Genomic DNA, 21,171 nt, shown 5'->3' with positions numbered 1-21,171 from the left:
AACACCAGTTTTGTGTATTTTAAACGGTTGTTTTACATAAAACTGGTGTTATTGACCAGTTTTATGTAATCAATAAAATTCATTTTTTATTAAAAGTAACTAAATTTCAATGTTTTGTCTTTTTTTGTTTTTATAAATAACAAAATAATGGTGTTTATATACCACTATTGTGTTATCTAACATTATAAAAAACCATAATTGTGTTATCTCAATTTGTTCATTAAGCCTTTAAACTAAGTCTTAATCGAATATAGAGTACAAAATAATGGTGTTTTTAGTGTAATTACCATAATTATGTAAAGTTAATAGCCAAAGGTTACATATTTATGGTGTATTTAAGGAGGTATTCGACAGTGAATACACAATTCTGGTGTATTTAACCAGAATTATGTATTGATAACTTGTTTCCACATTGTGGAACGTATTTCCATACCTACTATTTATTTATATGGTAGGCGGCTTAGAGCGATAACCTGACATTGATAATTGCGCTATATAAGTCGCTACTACTCAAGTGACACTATGATAACCTGAACTCTGGTTAAGAGATTTACTAACGTATTGAGTCAAAAGTGATATTTATGCTTATTCTCTCTAGCCAGAGATTTCCAGTGAAAACAAGGCGAAATTACGCGTCAATAGCTAGCCTATTGCAAGTGAATTCAACGCAGTTAGCGCCGAAAATAACTGCTTGAGATAGATTTATTATCCAGAGTTCAGGTTATGATAAGCCTTTCTCTTTTTTATATAATAAAATAACTTAACTCAGCATAATATTTATGATTGGCAATAACTTATACTATTTGCTATTAATAGAAGCTCATAAAATAAGGGCGTTTTCACGCTAAAATAGGGAAAGTGTCCTCTGATAAAGCTGTTAGAATTTTTATACTCAATAGCAATTACAAGGAGCGATTTAATGAATTATCTATTTTCAGCTATAGAGCCAAGTTACGTACATAAGGACTTATTTGGTGCAGGGGCGATTTTTGATGTTGAGACTGGTCAACAAGGCTGGGATGAAATACAAAATATAAAAGTTGGTGATAAAGCTGCCGTAATCAACTCTAAGCGTAACATTCCAGTATTGTACGAGGTCACAAAAATTGAAAAGTTGGACCGACAGTTTGTTGTTTTTGGTAAAATTGTAGAAAGAATTGATATGCATTACGAAAAATTTATACGACAAAATCAGATAACTAATAGTCGTATTTCGCCAAGCCATCAAATGAGGCAAGGCTTTAACGTAGCTGTGTGGGAATAGAATTCTAATAAGTTCGTAAACGCGGACAAAAACCTTGTAGGCTGTTACATCTGTGTTAGATTTTTAAGGAGTATTCGTCACTTTTAGTGATTTTAAATCAAACAGAAGGGGGTCAAATCTTGACTTCATACATCAAAGTTTAGCAATGACTGCAAATGGCACTCTCCAGCCACTCGACAACATAAAATATAGATGATAATTGGCAAGGTATTTTACTGTGTCGGATGGCGCTTCGTTTATCCGACCTACATTGGTACAAAGTAGACGTTTTAACAGTTTACCTGATTACCACTTCACTATACTTAATTTACAAACCAAGTTATTTTTAAAGTGTATTGAAGTTAATAAATTGCCATATTTCAAGAACAAATAACTTTTGCTCGTATCTTGAACTTTTAAGTTAAGCAACAACGTTCGAGAGGAGAGGACGTTAATTTACTAGTTTATAGTTCAATATTACTTCTTCGTGAATACGCTTCTTAAAACCAAAAAAGCCACTCAAACTATGAGTGACTTTGATTTGACATACACACTTGTTTAAATCTTACGATTTAATTTTTACCACCATACAGCGTATAGCGCAGTTAGGATTATTACGACACCTAGGGTCGCTAAGTTAAAGTTAGTCTCAGTTGCAAAGCTCACCTCTTTTAAGTCCACACTTGCGCTTACGCCCTTATCTTTTATTAATAAAGAGACAATTACACAGATAACTAGGCATAACAAAAAGACAATTCCAACGCGATCCATAAAAGGGAGTTCAGGGTATGCGAATTTTAAAATCAGGGAAAATAATGCTGAGCCAACACCCGCAGCTAATGCACCAGCTGAACTCGCTTTTGACCAAAACATCCCCATTAAAAATATTACAACAATACCCGGAGTGAAAAATCCTGTAAATTCCTGTATATATTGAAAGGCTTGATCAAATTTACCTAGTAGCGGCTCTGCCACTATTAAAGCAATAATTAATGAAGCTAAAGCTGCAAGTCGGCCTACTTTCACATAGTGTTTTTGAGCTTTTCCCGGCTGAAGTTTTGAATAAATATCCATCGTGAAGATAGTCGATATACTATTTGTCATCGATGCTAAAGATGAAACGACAGCGGCGACTAGAGCAGCAAAAACAAGACCTTTAATACCCGATGGCATTAATTCCATCATTGATGGGTAGGCTTGATCTGGTGAACTTAACTGTGGGTGTAACACAACTGCGGCAATTCCTGGTAGTACAACTATTATTGGCATTAGTAGTTTTAGATATGCGGCAAATGCAATGCCTTTTTGGGCTTCCTTAATACTTTTTGCTGCTAAAGCTCTTTGAATAATATATTGGTTAAACCCCCAGTAACTAAGGTTCATTATCCACATGCCACCAACTAAAACAGAGATACCAGGTAAGCTCATATAATTACTGTTATCTGGGCTTAAAATCATATCAAAGTGGTTAGGTAGTTGTTCAGTTAAAATACCGAATCCTGCAAGCACACCTTGCCCGCTAGACACTTCATCTAATGCTAAATAAACTAAGAATAGGCCACCGAATACTAAAAGGACTACCTGTAATATATCGGTGTAAGCAACTGCTTTTAGACCTCCATATAAAGAATATGCTACAGAGAAAAGCGCTAAAAAAATCATGCCGTACATCCAATCAACACCTGCAACTGTTTCTATTGCAAGCCCACCAAGCCATAACACTGCGGTTAAATTAACAAACACATATACAGCAAGCCAAAAAAGGGCTAAAACAGTTTTAACTTTATTGTCGAAGCGCTGTTCAAGGTATTGAGGCATAGTAAAAATTTTATTTTCTAAAAAAATAGGCAGCATATACTTGCCGACAATTAATAGTGTTATTGCAGCCATCCATTCATACGATGCGATAGCCATACCTATTGCAAAACCAGAGCCTGACATTCCAATAATCTGTTCAGCAGATATATTTGATGCTATTAATGATGCACCAATTGCCCACCAAGGAAGAGACTTAGAGGCTAAAAAATAATCTTCAGTGTTTTTTTGTTTCTGTTTGCTTTCTCTTGATATCCATAACGCGAGTATTAGTAGTCCTAATACATAAGCTACAAACACACTAGAATCGAGTATGTCTAATTTCATTAACTTTCCTCATAATTTGTATTTTAAAATATAAAAACAAATAGGATAACGTTGTCCTATTTGTTTTGAGTTTGTCTTTTATATTTTTAAATAAATACAATATTTTTAGTAATTAGATTATTTATATCGCTGATTTTTATAAGTATAGTAACAAGATTAAAAGTGATATCCGTAAGCGAAGTAGGGGTGGATTTCAGCTAGTAAAACTGTTTTATATTATGAAATAACTAATTAAATTAGTCTGAATAAGCGTAATTTGGCTACTTTTAAATAGCCAAGATTAACTACCTATAGTCAATCTCGGCATATCTTAAATTTATTATTTACGGGCTTTAATTTTTTCGATCTTAGCTCGTAGTGAAAATACCAATTTTGGGTATTTATCTGCCACATTGTGTTGCTCATTTCTGTCTTTTGATAAATCAAATAACTGTGGCTCAGTTTTTAAGCCATTTTCAATTGCGGTTTTGTTTGCAAGCCAGTCGGGAGTGGTCCCATTAAATGGTGATATATATTTCCACTTTCCACTGCGAATTGCCAAAGTAAATGACTCTTCAAGCATATCTGTCCGTCCGCTTTCTTTGGCGTCTAAAAAGGCTGGTAACATATTTTTACTATCAATCGCTTCACTGTTGTCTAGCTTAACACCGGCTAATTCAGCGAGTGATTTATAAATATCTATTTGACTAACTAATGCATTACTATCACCATTATTTTTAATTCCTTCAGGATAAGTAATAATCATAGGTACACGTGCTCCGGCTTCATATGCACTATATTTTCCACCTCTATAACCTGCCGCTGGATCATGTTCTCCTCGCAGCTCTTCGGCTTGGTCTGCATAGCCATCATCCATTACAGGGCCGTTATCGCTAGAAAATATAATAAGCGTGTTATCATATAAACCTTGTTTTTTTAACTCATCAATAATCTGTCCTGACATCCAATCCATTTGCAATATTGCATCACCCCTTGGGCCCATGCCTGACTTACCAGCAAACATCTTATTTGGAACTCTAGGTACATGAATATCACTGAATGGAAAAAACAGCATGAATGGTTCACTCTTACTGCTGTTAATAAACTCAATTGCCTTGTTGGTAAAAACAAAAGGAAATTCTTCATCTTTCCACTCTGCAGACTTTCCGCCAGCCATCCAACCAATGCGGCTAACACCATCAACAATGGTATTGCTATGTTGAAGATCTGCTGACATTTTGAGTAGCTCAGGGTGCTCTGTACCGACAGGGCGGTTCCCTATACGTTTTTCATATGAAACCGTTATTGGGTCATTCGGGTCTAGATTAACTACGTGATGATTTTCTAAAAATACAGTGGGTACTCGATCTGCTGTCGCAGGGATTAAAAAGCTGTAATCAAAACCTAGCTCTATTGGCCCTGGCTTTACAGCTTTATTCCAGTCAACAAAACCATCACCTAGCCCTAAGTGCCATTTACCTACAACACCCGTTTTATAGCCTGCCTTTTGCAACATTTTAGGTAGTGTAGGCTTAGTATGATCAATGATAAGCGGAGCATCACCTGGTAAAATTGCTGCATTATTGCGAAAGGCATATTGGCCGGTTAACAATGAATATCGAGAAGGTGTGCATGTCGCAGCAGAACTGTGTGCGTCAGTAAAACGTATCCCTTCAGCTGCTAATGCATCAATATTTGGGGTTTGAGCTTGTTTCATACCGTAACTGCTTAAATCACCGTAACCAAGGTCGTCTACATAAAATATTACAATATTCGGTTTTTGGTTATTTAAAGCAGTTGTGGTTACTTGCTCTGTTTGTTTCTTATCATCACTGGTAAGTTTTGCGTGTGCACTTGTTGCTAAAAGCACTGTTAAAGTGAAAAAACATAAAGAATTAATTTTGAAGTTCATAAATATCTGCCTAAAGTTAAATGGGCAAACTAAGCCCATTTAAATAATTGAAACTATGTCAGTAGTTAGAATGAAGCTCTTATGCCTATTCTATATTGACGACCAGTACGGTATTCAGAAATAGTTCTGCTTGTATCTACCGATTGATCAAGGGCATTACCCTCATCATAAACTTCTCCATCAATTATATAATTCCTACTTGTTAGAAAAGTTCTGTTTGTTTCGTCTGTGAGGTTAAGCGCCTGGAAGCTAAGCGTAAAATTATCATTAATTTTATAAGTTGAACTAAAATCCAACTTACTTGTTGAATCTAACCACGCAACACCTTGGCCAAATGCAAAGTTATCGTTTACAAGTTGTACTGAACTATAACGATGCGCAAGGCGCAGCATTAAATCGTCTTTCTCCCAAAAAACAGTTGTATTAGCTGAATGTTTTGGCGTGTAAGTTTGAGGTAATGGTGCTACTGAAACACCTGAAACGGCACTAACTTCAATGTCTTTTTCTGACTCTGCGTATGTATAATTTACACTTAAGCCTAGGCCTGATAATGCACCAGGTAGGAAATCATAGTTTTGTGTATAGTTTATTTCAATGCCTTGAGTTGTCGCCCCTTTACCATTTCTCACGGTTGCTAATTTTACAGTGTGACAATTAGCTGTTAATGAGTCTTGCAATTCAATGTGAGCAACTCTATCAGGCATACAAGTATTACCACTTTCATCTAAAGGTGTGCCTGGTGTTTCTTCATATTGATTAAGTTGAGCATTTTGCGTATCAGGAATAGGATTACCGTCGGCATCCTCTTTTAGCGTTGGCTCTACGAGTACATCGTAGATTGAGTCGACTGACGACAAGTCGTAGTCTGTTCGGATATCCTTCCAAATATAGGTTTCGGTTATATTCTCTTCAAAATTTGTCATGTCCTTATGAAAAAATGCAACAGAAACTAAACCAGAGTTGTTAAAGTACCATTCAAAAGAAAGATCTAAGTTAGTAGATTCTAGAGGTTTTAGAGCTACATTATTCGCTTTGCCTATTCCCCAAGCACTAACGTATTTTTCATCAATGTTAGCCCCTGGCGTAGTCGAGTCGAAAGTAGGGCGAGACATTGTTTTTGAAACTGAGAAACGACCGATGAAGTCGTCACTAAATTTATAATTTAGATTTAAACTAGGAAGAAAAATATCGTTGCTAGCCGAGCCTTTTGTGCGTTTAGAGCGAAGGCCTGCTTTGAAACCTAGAGGTTGGCCTGTTACAGGGTCAATAAACTCATCGATAGTCGAGCGGTCAAGCCATGCTGCTAAATCAGGATTTTCTGTTGAGCGTCCATCTAATGATGATACGCCATTATTAAGCACGTGTTGAACGCTACCATCGTCGTTGTAGACTACTTGTAAAATATAGTTAGGGTTGCTTGAATTTAAAGCCGATGGCGCTAGATAAGTATCACCATCACGATTAACAAAATCAGGGAAAGTAGATGGATCATTCATGTCATAGTTATACATAAGCTGCCATGCTGCACAAGAGCCAGAAGCAGGAAGGTTTGATGGTGTTTGAGTTACATCATCATTAGGGTACTGAGGTTCAAAATCACATACAGGCAAATTACCATTAGCTAGCCCACGGTTATAGATTAAATCGTAGAAGTCGTAAAGAATCGGCGTTTTTTGGAACTGAACTTTATTAAACGCCTCTGCGTTGGTTTCTGTCTTTACGTAGCGAAGACCAATGTTACCGGTTAGGCGTCCATCAAAGTATTCAAAATTAATTTTGCCATACAGTGCATTTACTTCTTGCTCAATAATTCTTGATGCAGATTCATCAGGTTGTGGCTTTACATCTAAACCCGACTCACTATCGGTTGCTAAAGCAAGCGCTTTGAATGGGTCTACTATTCCCCATCCATCTAAAAAGTGGACTTGATTAGGATCTGCAATACCATCCATAAAGTTATTTACAGGAAAATCATTGGATACTAATAGATCGGCCATTGTTATATCTGTTAGGCCTCCGATACTTAGCTCGTCTCCATTAGCGTCAACTACTACCGAGTTGTTTAGAATTTTAGTTGTAAGGGAGTAAACATCTTTAACTCTCTTTGAATACTTTCCTCCAAACTCAACCTTAGTAACGCCCAAATAATCTACATTCCAGTCAAAATCTAGGAATAGAGACTTATTGGTATCTGAATTATGATCCTCATCATTAGATACATTCCCTACTCGAAAGTTTTGAATGTCGAGTGGATTTGTTCTTCCTGGTGCTAAACCAAAAGATGGGTCGGTGATGCCATCTGGAAATTGGATAAAGCCTTTATTAGCGATAATTTGACAGCTACCACTTGAGCAATCGTAACCTTGCGGCTGTAAAGTTACTTCATTTGGATCATTTGATGTTATTGGTAATTTATTTGTCTTAGATTTACCTGCTAACATAACTCTAGCGTTAGGGAGTGAGTCTTGGCTTGTTTTAGAATAACCAGCTATTAGTTTACCAGAAAAGTTATCTGTAAAATGATGGTCTATGCTAAGTGTTCCGATATTGTTCTTAATTTCAGAGCCACCTTTAAGGCGAAATACTCGACCGCGATTTGAACGATCAAGGCGCTTAACCAATGTATGATTCTCGTTGTTTATGGTCCACCAATCCTCTTGAGGATCACTGTTTTTATTTTTTAAGTTTGATAAAATTTGCAGATCATATTGATGATTATCTAATGTAACCTCCTGATTAGAATGGGTAAGATCTAATTGGATGTCGGTATCAGCAGTTGGTTGATACTGTAAGCCTAAGGTTATAGACTGCCTATCTCGTTTATCTAAATTTAAACCGTAACTTTGTGAACTTTGAGATAAAAACTCACTTTCTTCTGTAATAATTTGTCCTGTCGAAAAATCTCTAGCTTTGCCTGCTTTAGCGCTATGAATCTCATCATCCCAACTAGCACTATACTCATCTCTTCGAGTATTTTGAGTTTCATCAGCGAAAGTGAAAATAACACCTAATGAGTCATCAAGGTATTTATCTGAAAAAGAAGCGGAGACTTTTCGGTTTGCATCTTCAGAGTAATCGTTATAACGACCTTGAAGTTCTATACTGCGTATCGGCTTTTTTAAAGATAATGGTTTAATGGTTTTCAATACAACGTTTGCACCCAGAGAGCCTTCATCTTGATCTGCTGATGCTGTTTTTTGCACTTCAATAGACGATAGAATATCAGATGAAAATGAACTTAAGTCAACACCTTGCTCTGCTGATGCATTAGAACCTGATCCTGAAAGCCCGCTTGTTAGGGTAACTCCGTTCATTGAAATATTATTTAAATTAGAATTAGCACCACGGACCGATATTTTAGTACCTTCACCATTAGACTCCTGAACTGTAACCCCTGTAACACGAGAGAGAGCATCTGCAATATTTTGGTCTGTTGACTTACCAACATCCTCCGCATGGATTGAATCTGTAACCCCCTCAGAGAACCTTTTATTGTTCATTGCACGCTGCAAGCTACCTCGAAAGCCGGTTACAGTGATAACCTCAACGTCGGATTCTTTTTTATCGACTTTCTTTTTTTCATCAGTGTTTTCTTCAGCTACAGAAATGCCTGAAACAAATGTGCAGATTATTGCAGCTGATATGGCGTTTAATTTAAAGTGACTTTTCATCTTAGTTACCCATTAACCATTATTGTATTGTGTGTGATCGCCTTACTTTATCGATTGAATATCAATCAAACCGAAAAGGGATTGCGTTATCCTTATTTGGGTTCTAATCGTAACGTACAAGCTTAAGCTTTTCCAATAATATTTAACAATTACGGTCAATAAATAACAACTAATATACAATAACAGTTGATTGATGGCGGTTTTAGAGGGGTTTATAAGTATTTTTGTTAATGGCTTATTTTGGCTTATTGAAGGAAATCGTTGCCATTTTTGTTGATTTTTTTTGTTGGTTCATTAATATGGAGCCTAAAAATTAATCTCCTTGATTTTTAGCTAGGATTTTAAGGTTTCTATTTAAAAGCTGTTACTGGTTATTTCACACATATAATTTGAGGTTATTCGAATGTTACCAAATAAACTTTTAGTATTGGGGTTATTTAGTATTGGGATTTTCAACACTTTTTATTCGGATGCCTATGCAAAAGAGGCGCAAAATGGTGCGGAAAAACCAAATATTGTTTTGTTTTATGTTGATGACCTTGGGTGGGGAGATTTAAGTAGTTATGGTGCTACTGAGGTCAACACTCCAAACATCGATGCGTTAGCGAAAAATGGTATTAGATTCACTGATGCGCATAGCTCTGCCGCAACATGCTCTCCATCAAGATATTCATTACTGACCGGTGAGCATGCTTTTAGAAAAAACATTCGCATACTTAAAGGTGATGCCCCGCTAGTTATTTCTGAAGTACAAAAAACATTACCAAAAATGCTGCAAACAGCAGGGTATCGAACAGGTATTGTTGGTAAATGGCATTTAGGCCTCGGTGATGGCAATACGCCAGTAAATTGGAATGAAAATGTTAAGCCTGGCCCACTAGAAGTTGGATTTGACTATAGTTTTCTGATTCCAGCCACAGGAGATAGAGTCCCTTCTGTTTTTCTTGAGAATCATGATGTTGTGAATTTAGAAAAATCAGATCCTTTATTTGTTAATTACAATAAGAAAATAGGAAAGCGCCCTACAGGTTATGAAAATCCTGAAATTTTAAGGCAGGCGGCAGATAGTCAGCATAACAAGACCATCGTAAATGGTATTAGTCGAATTGGGTGGATGCAAGGTGGAAAGTCTGCAGAATGGCGCGATGAAGAATTTAATACAGTCTTATCAGATAAAGCAAAGCAATTCATTTCAAAATCAAGTCAACAGCCATTTTTTCTACTATTTTCGTTCCATGATATTCATGTTCCTCGATTGCCAAATGAAATGTTTAGGGGAAAAACAAACATGGGGGCTCGAGGTGATTCAATCGTTCAGATGGATTGGACCACAGGGCAAGTGGTGGAAAAACTCAGAGAGTTAAATTTACTAGATAATACTTTGGTTATTTTTACTAGCGATAATGGTGCTGTTTTAACAGATGGCTATGATGACGAAGCATTAAAGCGCATTGGAACTCATAAACAAAATGGCCCATACCGTGGTGGCAAGTACAGTATTTACGAAGCTGGAACCCGTATTCCATTTATTGTTCACTATCCTAATAGAGTTAAACCGGGTGTGAGTAATTCTCTATTTAGCCAAATTGATTTATACGCATCAATAGCTGAGTTATTAGGAGTGCCTTTGGAAGAGACGGAGGCGATTGATAGCCAAAATCAATTATTACCGCTTTTTGATGCAAGTAAATTGGCTCGTAAAACCTTAGTGCAAGAAACTCCCCATGCAAAAGGTTTAAGAGAGAATAGTTGGAAGTATATAAGGCCAACCGAAAAAGATGTAGCGTGGGTGAAAGCAAAAAAAAATATTGATCCAGGTACTTCAAAAGCGCCTCAATTATTTGATCTTGATACTGACCCATCTGAACTACACAATCTTGCGGCTAAATACCCAGATAAAGTTAAGTTACTGGAACAAAAGCTTCAAGATATTGAACTTCAATCTATACGTTTAAAGAGCCTAAAATGAAATCTTATAAATATGCACTTACGGCATTAGTATTGATTTTCGCTGCTATTATTAACAAAGCAGACGCACAGAGTGCTAGTGATAGTAATAAACCAAATATAATTTGGTTGGTACTCGAAGATATTTCTTTAGATCTATCTGTATATGGTACTCCAGAAGTTAAAACACCTAACCTAGATAGACTTGCAAACGAGGGGATTCGTTATAATCACGCATACGCCACTGCGGCAGTTTGTTCTACCGCACGTTCTGCTTTTTTTACTGGTATGCATGCAACAAGCATAGGCGCGCAAAACCATAGAAGTCACTTAGATGATGGTTATTATTTACCAGAGAATATTAAAATGACTTCACAATTTATGCGTGAAGCTGGTTATGTAAACTTATTGATGGGTCCTAAACAAAAAACGGATTTTAACTTTTCTACCACTATAAATGCCTTTGATGCCCAAGATGGCGAAGTTAAATACTCTGGAGGCGCTTATACGCATTCCCCTACGGATCTTAAGCTTTTAGAGCGGCCCGCATGGCAGACTTATATAAAAGAGTATTCCGGGCAGCCATTTTTTGCACAAATTAATTATAGCGAAACCCACCGTACTTTTATTGCAGATAAAAAAAATCCTATTGATCCCTCAAAAGTTAAAATTCCGAGTTATTACCCTGACCATGATATTACGCGCCGGGATTGGGCTCTTTACTTAGAAACAATACAAACTGTAGATCAAAAGGTCGGTAATTTATTTTCTGAGCTTGAAAAAGCCGGTGTATTAGAAAATACAATCGTTTTCATTTTTGGAGATCATGGGCGTGCAATGCTGCGTGATAAACAGTGGTTATACGATGGAGGGCTAAGAGTGCCTCTTATTGTTTGGGGAAAAGGTATTGAGTCTAATCAAGTTAATAATGAGCTAGTTAGCTTAATTGATGTCATGCCTACAACGCTTGATTTGGTTGGCTTAAAGGTTCCTGATTACGTAGAAGGGCATATATTCTTAGGAAAAAACAAACAAAAAAGAGATTATATTTATGCTCATAAAGATAGGACCGACGAGACAGATGACAGAGTACGGGCTGTGCGAAATCTTCGTTTTAAATATATTAAAAACTTTTATCCCGAAAAACCATATAACGACTTTAATGCCTACAAACATCTGCAATATCCAGTATTGGCGCTTATGGAATCAATGCATGCTAAAAAGCTATTAACTCACGAACAAGCATTATTTTTTGCACCCAATAGACCTCAAGAGGAGCTCTACGATACATTTAATGATCCAGATGAAGTGAATAATTTAGCACTGAATAAGAATTATGAAGAGCAATTATTAACCATGAGAAAAGAGCTTCAACGCTGGCAGAAAGCAACTAATGATCAAGGAATGATTGATGAAACGCGGGAGGTTAAAGAATATTGGGATGATTTTTTTAAAAAGCACTACCTTACACAGATGAGGTTAAGAGGCTTGTCTCCCAAAATTGCTCCAGATGACTACTTAATTTTTTGGGATAAGTTTTTAACTGAACAAGGCAAGTAGCATTTGTAATGATAAATATAAAAAACAGCCTTTTTGTTGTTCTTTTTTTATGCAGTTGCTTTTCAGCGATTGCAAACGAGGAATGCCAGTCTTGTCATCAACAACAAACCCATGATTGGAAGCAGTCAGACCATGCAAACTCAATGGCTTTAGCCAATAAAGATACCGTGCTTGGTGATTTTAGTAATATAACCGCGACCCACTTTTCTCAAAAAGCCGTTTTTTATAAAGAAAAAGAGTCCTTTTTAATTGATTTGACCGAGCAAGGCACTAAAAAAACGTACACCGTAAGTTATGTATTTGGCTTTGACCCATTGCAGCAGTATTTAATTGAAGTTGAAAAAGGCAAATACCAAGTATTTCCTTTTGCATGGGATAGTCGCGCTAAATCACTAGGCGGCCAGCGTTGGTATGCTAACTACGCTAACGAGGATGTAAAACCTAACGACCGTCTCCATTGGCTGCAACCTCTACAAAACTGGAACGGCATGTGCGCCGATTGCCATTCAGATAATTTAAAGCGTAATTACACTACTGAAAAAGAAAGCTTTGATACGCACTTTTCAAATATTAATGTGGGTTGTAAATCGTGCCACAGCGATATAACGGATGAACATAAAACTAAAAAAGTGACTAAATCGGCTCAAACAAGCCCTACCAATATGTCGCAGTGGAAAATAATTGGCGATAATAAAATTGCTACTTGGCAAGGTGAGCCGCGCGATAACAGCTTTATGCAAGGCTGTTATGCGTGTCATTCGCTTAGAAGCCCACTGACTGATGGCTTTGATAACAGCCAAGCGTTTTTAGACCAATTTAGCCCTTCATTTTTAGAACCGAATTTGTATCACGCCGATGGCCAAATTAAAGAAGAAGTGTATGTGTTTGGCTCTTTTGCACAAAGTAAAATGTACAAAGCCGGGGTTAACTGTGTTGACTGCCACGATAAACACACCATGAAAGTTAAAACAAAAACAAATGGGCTGTGCTTACAGTGCCACAGTGCGAGCGAATACAACAAACCCGAGCATCATCGTCATAAAGAACAATCAACCGGGGCGCAATGTGTTAACTGCCATATGCCAACCAACAGATACATGGGCGTTGATGACAGGCGCGACCACAGCTTTAAAATTCCGCGCCCTGACATATCAATAAAATACGATACACCTAATGCATGTGTGCAATGCCACGACGGTAAAACCAACGAATGGGCAGAAAGCACACTTGAAAAATGGCATGGTAAAGCACCTGAATTAAGTGCAAGCGAGCACAGTATGCTTGAACTGCGCTCATTAAAAGCGATATCGCAAAATGCACATATGAGCTTAATTAATGACTTTTCGTTAAACGAAATAGACCGCGCCAGTGCAATTGCATATCTAGGCAACTCAGGTGCTGAGCTAAACGATGCCACAGTAAAAAGTTGGGTTAATTCGCCGCTTCCGCTTATTCGCTTAGCGATTGCTAAAGTGGGCTTTTTACTCCCCGAAGCAGAGCGCTTGAAAAGCTACAAACAACTATTAACCGACAAATTAAAGTCAGTGCGTGTTGCTGCAGCGCAAAACCTAAGCCAAACAACAGCGCAGTTAAACGGGCTTAATCAATCAATTATAGAGCTCGCACACGCCAATACCGTCAATACATGGCGCGGTGAAGGCAACATCAATCAAAGTCTGCTCGCGCTTAACAAGCAAGACATAAACGGTGCTATAAAGTCGTTACAAAAAGGCATTAGCGTTGACCCTTACTTTGATGCAAGTTATGTAAATTTAGCCGATATTTATTATCGCCTTGGTCAAACAGCAAAAATGCAAAGCACGTTAAACAGTGGTTTAAACGCAGTACCTACCTCTGCGCCGCTGCATTATGCAAATGGTATGGCGCTTATTAGAAGCGGTAACAAACCTGCAGCAGTTGATTCGTTTAAACACGCAATGACACTTGAGAGTAATAACGTGCAATACGCTTATTTATACTTTTTAGCACTAGATAGCATTGCCTCAACAGCGCAAGCCGTGAGTGAATTAAAACTCAAAATTGGTGCTTATAATAATGCGCCACAGCTTAAAAAATTAGGAATGAGCTTCGCTCAAAAGCTGAAAAATAGAAGTGCTTACAACTACTTTAATCAATTGCAATAGAAGCGAGCTTAGATTAAACCTCCATAGGTCTACAGGGGACTTATATTAAGCATATTAATTAGGACAAAAGCAAAAATCTATTATGTAAGTTGAAGGGATTAATACAAAAAAAACAATTTAGAAAAATTGAACGATAACTTCTTAAATTATAATTAAAACGGGATAACGGAATGAATCAACTTGTAGACGTTAATTTGGGCTTTGAAAATGCGTATTCCACAAAAGCACAATTCGTAATTAATGCACCTGGGCGCGTTAATTTAATAGGGGAACATACTGATTATAACGGTGGGTTCGTACTGCCTTGCGCTATAAATTACGGTACTTTGATTGCTGTTTCGGCCCGAACAGACGATAAAATTAGAGTAACAGCTTTAGATTATAATAACGATCATGACGAATTTTTAATAAACGCGCCGATTGAGTTTGTAAAAAGCAAAGTGTGGGTCAATTATGTTAGAGGGGTTGTTGATGAACTCAAGAAAAGTGGTTATGAGTTACAAGGCTGCAATTTGGCTATTAAGGGAAATATTCCGCAAGGCGCAGGATTGAGTTCATCTGCAGCATTAGAGGTTGGCATTGCGGCTGCGTTCAATAAATTGTGTAATTTAAATTTGACCCGTAAACAAATAGCAATGATTTGCCAAGCTGCGGAAAATAATTTTGTAGGGTGTGCTTGTGGCATCATGGACCAACTTATCTCAGCAAACGGTATAGAGGGCAAGGCACTTGGAATTGATTGCCGCACTTTAGAATTAACGCCAGTCAGTGTGCCTGAAGGAATGTCTATATTAATGGTCAATTCAAATGTCAAAAGAGGATTATTAGATAGCGAGTATAATCTTCGGCGCCAAGAGTGCGAATCTGCTGCTGAATTTTTCGGGGTAACTCATTTACGAGATGTATCAATAAAAACTTTTGAAGAAAAAAAACACGAGTTAGACACTACAGTAGCCAAACGCGCGGAACATATTGTTTATGAAAATCAACGTACTTTAGATGCTATGAATGCGTTTAATAGAAACGATATTAACTCTATCAGTGCTTTAATGGCCGATAGTCATGAATCGATGAAAACATTATTTGAAATTACAATCCCCGAGATAGATTTTTTAGTTGAGCTGGTGAAAAATAAAATAAATGGCAAAGGGGGGGTTAGAATGACAGGAGGAGGGTTTGGTGGCTGTATAGTTGCACTTGTTTGTGATGATGCTGTTGATGAAGTTACAGCGACCATAGAAAGTAATTACTTTGAAAAAACGGGTATAAAAGAAAGTATATATATGAGTAGACCTGTAAATGGTGTAGGGGTAGCCGTTTAAGGGACACTATTTCCCGATATCAATATGACTATGGGGGAAAATTTACTCGTGAGAGTGGCTTATAAGTTACTGAATATATGAGATTATTTATAATTCGCAACTTAAAAGTGACAGACTAGAATGATAAGATTAAATCAGTACTTGAAGCCACATGAGTGGCAAAATCGGACTATGGTATTAACTCGTTTATGCCCCAAAGCTTGTTAGAGCAAATACTCATTCACATCGAATTAACGTGATTTTGGATTAGTTTACCTAATGATTCAATCTGACTCAGGCTTGCTCATAGTGTGGACTTTTGTGTCCACAATTCTGGCAGCAATTCAATCACTTTACTTTTTGATATAGAGTGTAAGCTGTTGTTTTAATTCGTCATACAACTGTTCCTGTACTTTTTCTAACTTATATTGATTACGATCGAGGCACAACCTAAGTTTTCCAAGGACCGGCAAACCATCCAACTTACTAATAGTATCCGGGTGACTGAAAGAAGAGCGAACCGTAACTCCTAAGCCGGCATCAACAGCGCTCCATAAGTTACTTAGACTTCGGCCAACAAAGGTAATTTTCCATGGAATCCCCTCGCGATCTAATGCTGCTATGGCTTGTTGTCTGATAATGCAAGAACCATCAAGCATGACTAGTGGTACAGGTTTAGAAATATTAATGGATTCTTTAAGATATTTATTTGCTGGCCCATACCAGTACAGTGGTAATTCTGCCAGAAGTTCACTATATGACGCCGATTTTTCACCTCTCCAGCCCAATGAAAAGTCCAACTCACCAGATTGAATGCCATCCATCAACTCCTGATGGCGCCCAACAATGGATTGCAATTGTAAATTTGGATGTGAGCGAGAGAATACACCTAGCAACTGAGGCAATAGTACGTCACTAAAATCTTCTTGTAAGCCAAAAACCACTTTCCCCGTCAATGAATTTTCCACTAACTGGTTTAGAGCTTCGTCATTTAACTGAAGCATGCGACGGGCATAAGCCAGAATAATTTCACCTGCTTCAGTCGGCTCTAGATGGCGGCCGATTTTGGTCACTAATGGTGTGTTGCACTGCTGTTCGAGCTTTTTTAACTGGGCACTGGCCGCAGAAGGTGAACGATTAATTCGTTCAGCTGCAGCTGCAAAGCTGCCTAACTCAATTCCTAAGACAAAACATCGTAAGGCATCTAAATCCAGACTCCGCATGTTCAACCATCCTGAAAATCAAAACTATATATCAAAATAGTTTTGATTTTTTATATTAAAAAATCAACTTATTATTTTCCAGTAGACGAAAAAACAGGAGAAATATATGGATACAAAAGAACAATACTTAATGAAACTGTTTGCTGAAATTGCTCCACAATTTCATAAAGTTACGGAAGATATCTTATTTGGACAGATATGGCGTGATGAGAGTCTGAGCACTCGTGATAGAAGTCTGATAACCATCACCGCGTTAGTGGTCTTAAATCGTGTGGAACAACTACCGGGTCATTTAGCTCGGGCATTCAGCAACGGACTGACAGTAAAAGAACTGAGTGCAACAATGACTCATCTTGCTTTTTATGCCGGTTGGCCTGTAACGGCTTCTGCACTTGAGCGGTTAGATGAGATGGACCACGGGAGGAATGACTAATGCCAATGACACGAATTTCTTTAGGTAATGAGTTATTTGAAAACTATAAGCATCAAATCTCATATATTCTACAGCAATGTTTAGAAGCTTATTTTGCAGTACCGAATGGAGACTATTTTCAAATATTCGACATTCATACCCCACAGCAAAAGGTTTTTAATTCGAATTATCCAAATCTGGCTCAAAGTCGTAGTGAATCTGGAGTTTTGTTTCACATATTCGCTGGAAAATCACGTGACCATGAACAAAAGCGAGCCTTGTACAAAGCGTTGTGTGAGCAACTTCAGGCCAAAACCCCCATTCGTAAAGAAGATATTATGATCATTGTTCAATTCAATGGCCCAGAAGACTGGTCTTTTTCCTCTGGTCAGTCATGGAAAGATGAAATGGAGATAATATAGTGATAGCAATGCAATATAAAATCGTTCTCCCGTCTGATTATCCTATGGAAAAAATAGAAGCTCGTATCAAGGAAAAAGGTCACTTATTAGAAGGGTTCCCAGGGTTAATTTTTAAGGCCTATCTATATTCGCGTAAAGACGCTAAAAGTTATGAAAATCAGATGAATAGCTACGCCCCGTTTTATGTTTGGAGAGATCATCACGCAATGGTCTTATTTCTCCAAAGTGATGGATTCAAAGTTCTTTGCGAACAATTCGGTCGCCCAAAGGTTGATATTTGGTTCGTTGACGACGAGCCAACGGTTCCTGATTCGCACCATTCTCTTGCGTGTATTCATAATAAAGTCAGTCAACATACAGATGTACACGGCTTAGATTATATCTCGTGGGAAACGCTCGGTTTAACGTGGTTGAGTAGCTCAGAAGGTATTGATGATAGTAGCGGTGAAGTTTACTCTGTGGGGTATGTTGCTCATGGTCAAAATGATATTGAGTAATGAGATGCATTAGGTTCACTAACATAATTAAGTGTGTTTTGAACTAAGCCAAAACACACTTTTGTCCAGAGACTGGTTATGTATATAATTCGCTTTTGCCCCAAAACGAGATAACGTAAATACTCAAGGGGCTGCTTTGAGCGATAAGCGGACATTGAGATTGGCTAAATATCGTCGTTAATAGATTGGTTAAACTGCTCTTTGCGCATATATTCATGAAAATAAGCGACGCGCGCATATTGTTCTATTAAACTTTACTTTAAAGCTTTAAAAAACTTAGTGGTAGTAATGCTTTAGGTTATTTGTTAAAACTAAATAAAGTAGATAAATGAGCGTTAAGTCGGCAGAAATATGCGCGATGAGCGCACTATTAAATTGTTGAACTAAGCCGCTACGCGGAGATCCTATTCTGACCATTTGAGCCACACTTACCTTGGGGTTATCCCATATTTGGAGGTAAGTCATGAATACACTCATTGAACAAGTCAAAACTGAAATAGCCTATCGTGGTTATTCGCAAAGTACCTGTAAAAGCTACTGTGAACATTTACTAAAACTCAGTCATTATTTTAATAAACCGCTCGATTCGATTACTGATGAGGAACTTAACGCCTTTTTTAACGATCCTGCGATTCGCAAGCTCTCCAGAGCGAGTCAAAAAATACAAATAAACAGTATCTGGTTTCTGTTTAAGAATATTTTACATCGCCCACTGAACTTAGACATAGCCTTGCCTAAAGCAAAACCTCGGGCACCTACTTATTTATCGCGTGATGATATTCGACGACTTATAGAAAGTTGCACGGATATGCGCTTAAAAACATTGATAGTGGTGTGTTATGGATGTGGTTTGCGTATTGGCGAACTGCTGCGCATCAAAGTGCAAGACATCGATGGACAGCGTAAAACCATTTTAATTGAACATGGTAAAGGAGATAAGTCACGCTATGTTGTTGTATCAGATAGCGTGCTAAATCAATTACGTTGCTATTGGAAAATGTATCACCCAACAGGCTGGATGTTTTATTCACGATGGTTAATGGATAAACCCATGTCACCCTCAAGCTTCAGAAAGGCATTGAAAAAACATGCACAAATGTGTGGTTTAAAGCACTGTAATCCACATGTATTACGCCATGCTTATGCAACACATCAACTTGAGTTAGGGATGCCGCTTCATCAACTTCAACATCAGCTTGGTCACAGTGACATTAGAACCACGCAAAGTTACTTACACTGGTTACCTGAATTAGGGCATGGTGGTATTGATTTACTCGCAAGTTGGGGAAACCAATGAGCGGCTTGCATCTCGCTGATATTTTAAATTCTGGCCTTGGGAGTTATCGGCAGCACCACATAATGAGTTATCAGCAGTTACGAGTCTGCCAACACCTTCAATCATGCAGAACGGGACAGCTCGGTTATCAAGCATGGCAATGTGATAACTGTAGTGAAGTACAACAAATCGGGTGTAGTTGTCGCGACCGCCATTGCCCACGTTGCCAAGGTATGGCAACGGCTAAATGGGTGCAAAGACAACAAGAGGATTTATTATCGTGTCGCTATTTCCACCTTGTTTTTACGCTCCCTGCATGAGTTAAATATCATTGCGCACTACAACCCAAACGCGTTGTATCACTGTTTATTTAAAGCCGCATGGCAAACGCTGTGTAAATTTGCGAAACGAAAGAGGCATGGCCAGCTAGGCATGACAAGCGTACTGCATACGTGGGGGCAGAACTTAAGTCAGCATATTCACCTGCATTGCTTGATACCCGCAGGCGCGCTTGATCAAGCGCACTGGCATGAAATAGAAAAAGGCTATTTATACCCCGTTAAAGCATTATCAACAGTGTTTAGAGGGAAAATGCTCGCGGCGCTCAATGAATGCGATAGTTCATTCGCGAAGGTAAGCACACCAACCAAATGGTGCGTGTATAGCAAAGCCTGTTTAACGTACAGTGAAAAGTTAGTCAGTTACCTTGCACGTTATACCCGAAAAGGCGTGATGTCAGAATCGCGATTAGTGTCAGCGACTGAAGAAACAGTGAGCTTTAAATACCGCGATTATGCAGATAACAACCGCGATAAAGTCATGACTCTGAGTTGTGATGAATTTTTACGGCGCTACTTACAACATGTATTGCCCAAAGGGTTTATGCGCATTCGCCACTATGGCTTTTTAGCTAATGCATGTCGCAAGCGAAAGTTAGGGTTAATAAAGGCTCAAGTATCAGCAACCCCATGCAAAGCGGTGAAGCCGAAGGTAGAGCAAGAACGATTAATACCCCATTGGCCTTGCCAGTCATGCAAGACGGGGACCTTACGATTTATTGGTGTGATGAATTTAGGTGAGGCGACAAATAAAATAGCGCGAACGAGTTAGCAGCCTTGCTTACTGCATCAAATCAATAAGTTAACCTGCTTAATTGCTCAGGCTAATAGCGACTGTGCGAGCGAAAAATATTCTTGCTTAACGGTTAAACATTCGGTTTAATGAATAGATAATAAGCGCTGAGCAATGCAGGGAAAGCTTAAATTATAATAGGTAAGCTTATTAAATTAGCTGATTTAGCTAGAGCCTCTAAAAAGCAAATTCCCATAGCATAAACAACACCAACTCTGACACACCGAGCAGGTAGCGCCTCAGTCCAACAAGCGATTATGCAACACAAACTGCGTGTCGCATAAATACTAAAGTGTTAGTTGCCTAGGAGA

General features: G+C 38.1%; 13 protein-coding genes and 1 pseudogene. 10 read left to right on the top strand and 4 right to left on the bottom strand.

Annotated features, from left to right (window positions below):
* Nucleotides 1-919: 919 nt before the first annotated feature.
* Nucleotides 920-1,264, top strand: coding sequence for a hypothetical protein (locus ALFOR1_RS20410; protein WP_104644281.1), 345 nt, complete (start codon nucleotides 920-922; stop codon nucleotides 1,262-1,264).
* A 558-nt stretch (nucleotides 1,265-1,822) separates the two neighbouring features.
* On the opposite strand, the gene ALFOR1_RS20405 is transcribed toward ALFOR1_RS20410, so the two are convergent.
* The 3 genes from ALFOR1_RS20405 to ALFOR1_RS20395 form a co-directional block, all read right to left on the bottom strand.
* A complete protein-coding gene (locus ALFOR1_RS20405; RefSeq protein ID WP_104644280.1) occupies nucleotides 1,823-3,385 on the bottom strand; it encodes a sodium/sugar symporter in 1,563 nt (520 codons plus the stop codon).
* 319 nt (nucleotides 3,386-3,704) lie between these two features.
* A complete protein-coding gene (locus tag ALFOR1_RS20400) occupies nucleotides 3,705-5,276 on the bottom strand; it encodes a sulfatase family protein (protein WP_104644279.1) in 1,572 nt (523 codons plus the stop codon).
* A gap of 65 nt (nucleotides 5,277-5,341) precedes the next feature.
* On the bottom strand, nucleotides 5,342-8,947 hold the full coding sequence (locus ALFOR1_RS20395) for a TonB-dependent receptor (RefSeq protein ID WP_104644278.1): 3,606 nt from the start codon (nucleotides 8,945-8,947) through the stop codon (nucleotides 5,342-5,344).
* A 403-nt stretch (nucleotides 8,948-9,350) separates the two neighbouring features.
* Here ALFOR1_RS20395 and ALFOR1_RS20390 point away from each other — a divergent pair, with 403 nt between their 5' ends.
* The 4 genes from ALFOR1_RS20390 (at nucleotide 9,351) to galK (ending at nucleotide 15,920) form a co-directional block, all read left to right on the top strand.
* A complete protein-coding gene (locus tag ALFOR1_RS20390; protein ID WP_104644277.1) occupies nucleotides 9,351-10,916 on the top strand; it encodes a sulfatase family protein in 1,566 nt (521 codons plus the stop codon).
* Complete coding sequence (locus ALFOR1_RS20385) at nucleotides 10,913-12,454, top strand: sulfatase family protein (RefSeq protein ID WP_104644276.1); 1,542 nt, start codon at nucleotides 10,913-10,915, stop codon at nucleotides 12,452-12,454. The genes ALFOR1_RS20390 and ALFOR1_RS20385 overlap by 4 nt, the downstream gene beginning before the upstream one ends.
* 8 nt (nucleotides 12,455-12,462) lie before the next feature.
* Nucleotides 12,463-14,598: a multiheme c-type cytochrome gene (locus tag ALFOR1_RS20380; protein ID WP_104644275.1), complete on the top strand. Its 2,136-nt coding sequence runs from the start codon at nucleotides 12,463-12,465 to the stop codon at nucleotides 14,596-14,598.
* A 170-nt stretch (nucleotides 14,599-14,768) separates the two neighbouring features.
* A complete protein-coding gene (gene galK, locus ALFOR1_RS20375; RefSeq protein ID WP_104644274.1) occupies nucleotides 14,769-15,920 on the top strand; it encodes a galactokinase in 1,152 nt (383 codons plus the stop codon).
* 332 nt (nucleotides 15,921-16,252) lie between these two features.
* Here the strand turns inward: galK and ALFOR1_RS20370 are convergent, their stop codons facing one another.
* On the bottom strand, nucleotides 16,253-17,122 hold the full coding sequence (locus ALFOR1_RS20370) for a LysR substrate-binding domain-containing protein (protein ID WP_086962214.1): 870 nt from the start codon (nucleotides 17,120-17,122) through the stop codon (nucleotides 16,253-16,255).
* A gap of 106 nt (nucleotides 17,123-17,228) precedes the next feature.
* Here ALFOR1_RS20370 and ALFOR1_RS20365 point away from each other — a divergent pair, with 106 nt between their 5' ends.
* From ALFOR1_RS20365 to ALFOR1_RS20345, 5 genes and pseudogenes are all read left to right on the top strand, one after another.
* A complete protein-coding gene (locus ALFOR1_RS20365; RefSeq protein ID WP_104644273.1) occupies nucleotides 17,229-17,555 on the top strand; it encodes a carboxymuconolactone decarboxylase family protein in 327 nt (108 codons plus the stop codon).
* On the top strand, nucleotides 17,555-17,956 hold the full coding sequence (locus tag ALFOR1_RS20360; protein ID WP_104644272.1) for a tautomerase family protein: 402 nt from the start codon (nucleotides 17,555-17,557) through the stop codon (nucleotides 17,954-17,956). Before ALFOR1_RS20365 ends, ALFOR1_RS20360 begins: the two co-directional genes overlap by 1 nt.
* Nucleotides 17,956-18,453, top strand: coding sequence for a DUF4865 family protein (locus ALFOR1_RS20355; RefSeq protein ID WP_104644271.1), 498 nt, complete (start codon nucleotides 17,956-17,958; stop codon nucleotides 18,451-18,453). Before ALFOR1_RS20360 ends, ALFOR1_RS20355 begins: the two co-directional genes overlap by 1 nt.
* A 463-nt stretch (nucleotides 18,454-18,916) precedes the next feature.
* Entirely contained in the window at nucleotides 18,917-19,750 is an 834-nt protein-coding gene (locus ALFOR1_RS20350; protein WP_104644270.1) for a tyrosine-type recombinase/integrase, read from the top strand.
* Nucleotides 19,747-20,839, top strand: a pseudogene (locus tag ALFOR1_RS20345) (IS91 family transposase). Before ALFOR1_RS20350 ends, ALFOR1_RS20345 begins: the two are co-directional and overlap by 4 nt.
* Nucleotides 20,840-21,171 lie beyond the last annotated feature (332 nt).

Origin of the sequence: Pseudoalteromonas carrageenovora IAM 12662 (genome assembly GCF_900239935.1) — a bacterium.
In the GTDB taxonomy this organism is placed as follows: domain Bacteria; phylum Pseudomonadota; class Gammaproteobacteria; order Enterobacterales; family Alteromonadaceae; genus Pseudoalteromonas; species Pseudoalteromonas carrageenovora.
This window is presented reverse-complemented; position numbering and strand designations above follow the sequence as displayed.

Coding starts and splice junctions, on each gene's coding strand:
- ALFOR1_RS20410 (WP_104644281.1), top strand. CDS start 920: ATGAATTATCTATTTTCAGCTATAGAGCCAAGTTACGTACATAAGGAC.
- ALFOR1_RS20405 (WP_104644280.1), bottom strand. CDS start 3,385: ATGAAATTAGACATACTCGATTCTAGTGTGTTTGTAGCTTATGTATTA.
- ALFOR1_RS20400 (WP_104644279.1), bottom strand. CDS start 5,276: ATGAACTTCAAAATTAATTCTTTATGTTTTTTCACTTTAACAGTGCTT.
- ALFOR1_RS20395 (WP_104644278.1), bottom strand. CDS start 8,947: ATGAAAAGTCACTTTAAATTAAACGCCATATCAGCTGCAATAATCTGC.
- ALFOR1_RS20390 (WP_104644277.1), top strand. CDS start 9,351: ATGTTACCAAATAAACTTTTAGTATTGGGGTTATTTAGTATTGGGATT.
- ALFOR1_RS20385 (WP_104644276.1), top strand. CDS start 10,913: ATGAAATCTTATAAATATGCACTTACGGCATTAGTATTGATTTTCGCT.
- ALFOR1_RS20380 (WP_104644275.1), top strand. CDS start 12,463: ATGATAAATATAAAAAACAGCCTTTTTGTTGTTCTTTTTTTATGCAGT.
- galK (WP_104644274.1), top strand. CDS start 14,769: ATGAATCAACTTGTAGACGTTAATTTGGGCTTTGAAAATGCGTATTCC.
- ALFOR1_RS20370 (WP_086962214.1), bottom strand. CDS start 17,122: ATGCGGAGTCTGGATTTAGATGCCTTACGATGTTTTGTCTTAGGAATT.
- ALFOR1_RS20365 (WP_104644273.1), top strand. CDS start 17,229: ATGGATACAAAAGAACAATACTTAATGAAACTGTTTGCTGAAATTGCT.
- ALFOR1_RS20360 (WP_104644272.1), top strand. CDS start 17,555: ATGCCAATGACACGAATTTCTTTAGGTAATGAGTTATTTGAAAACTAT.
- ALFOR1_RS20350 (WP_104644270.1), top strand. CDS start 18,917: ATGAATACACTCATTGAACAAGTCAAAACTGAAATAGCCTATCGTGGT.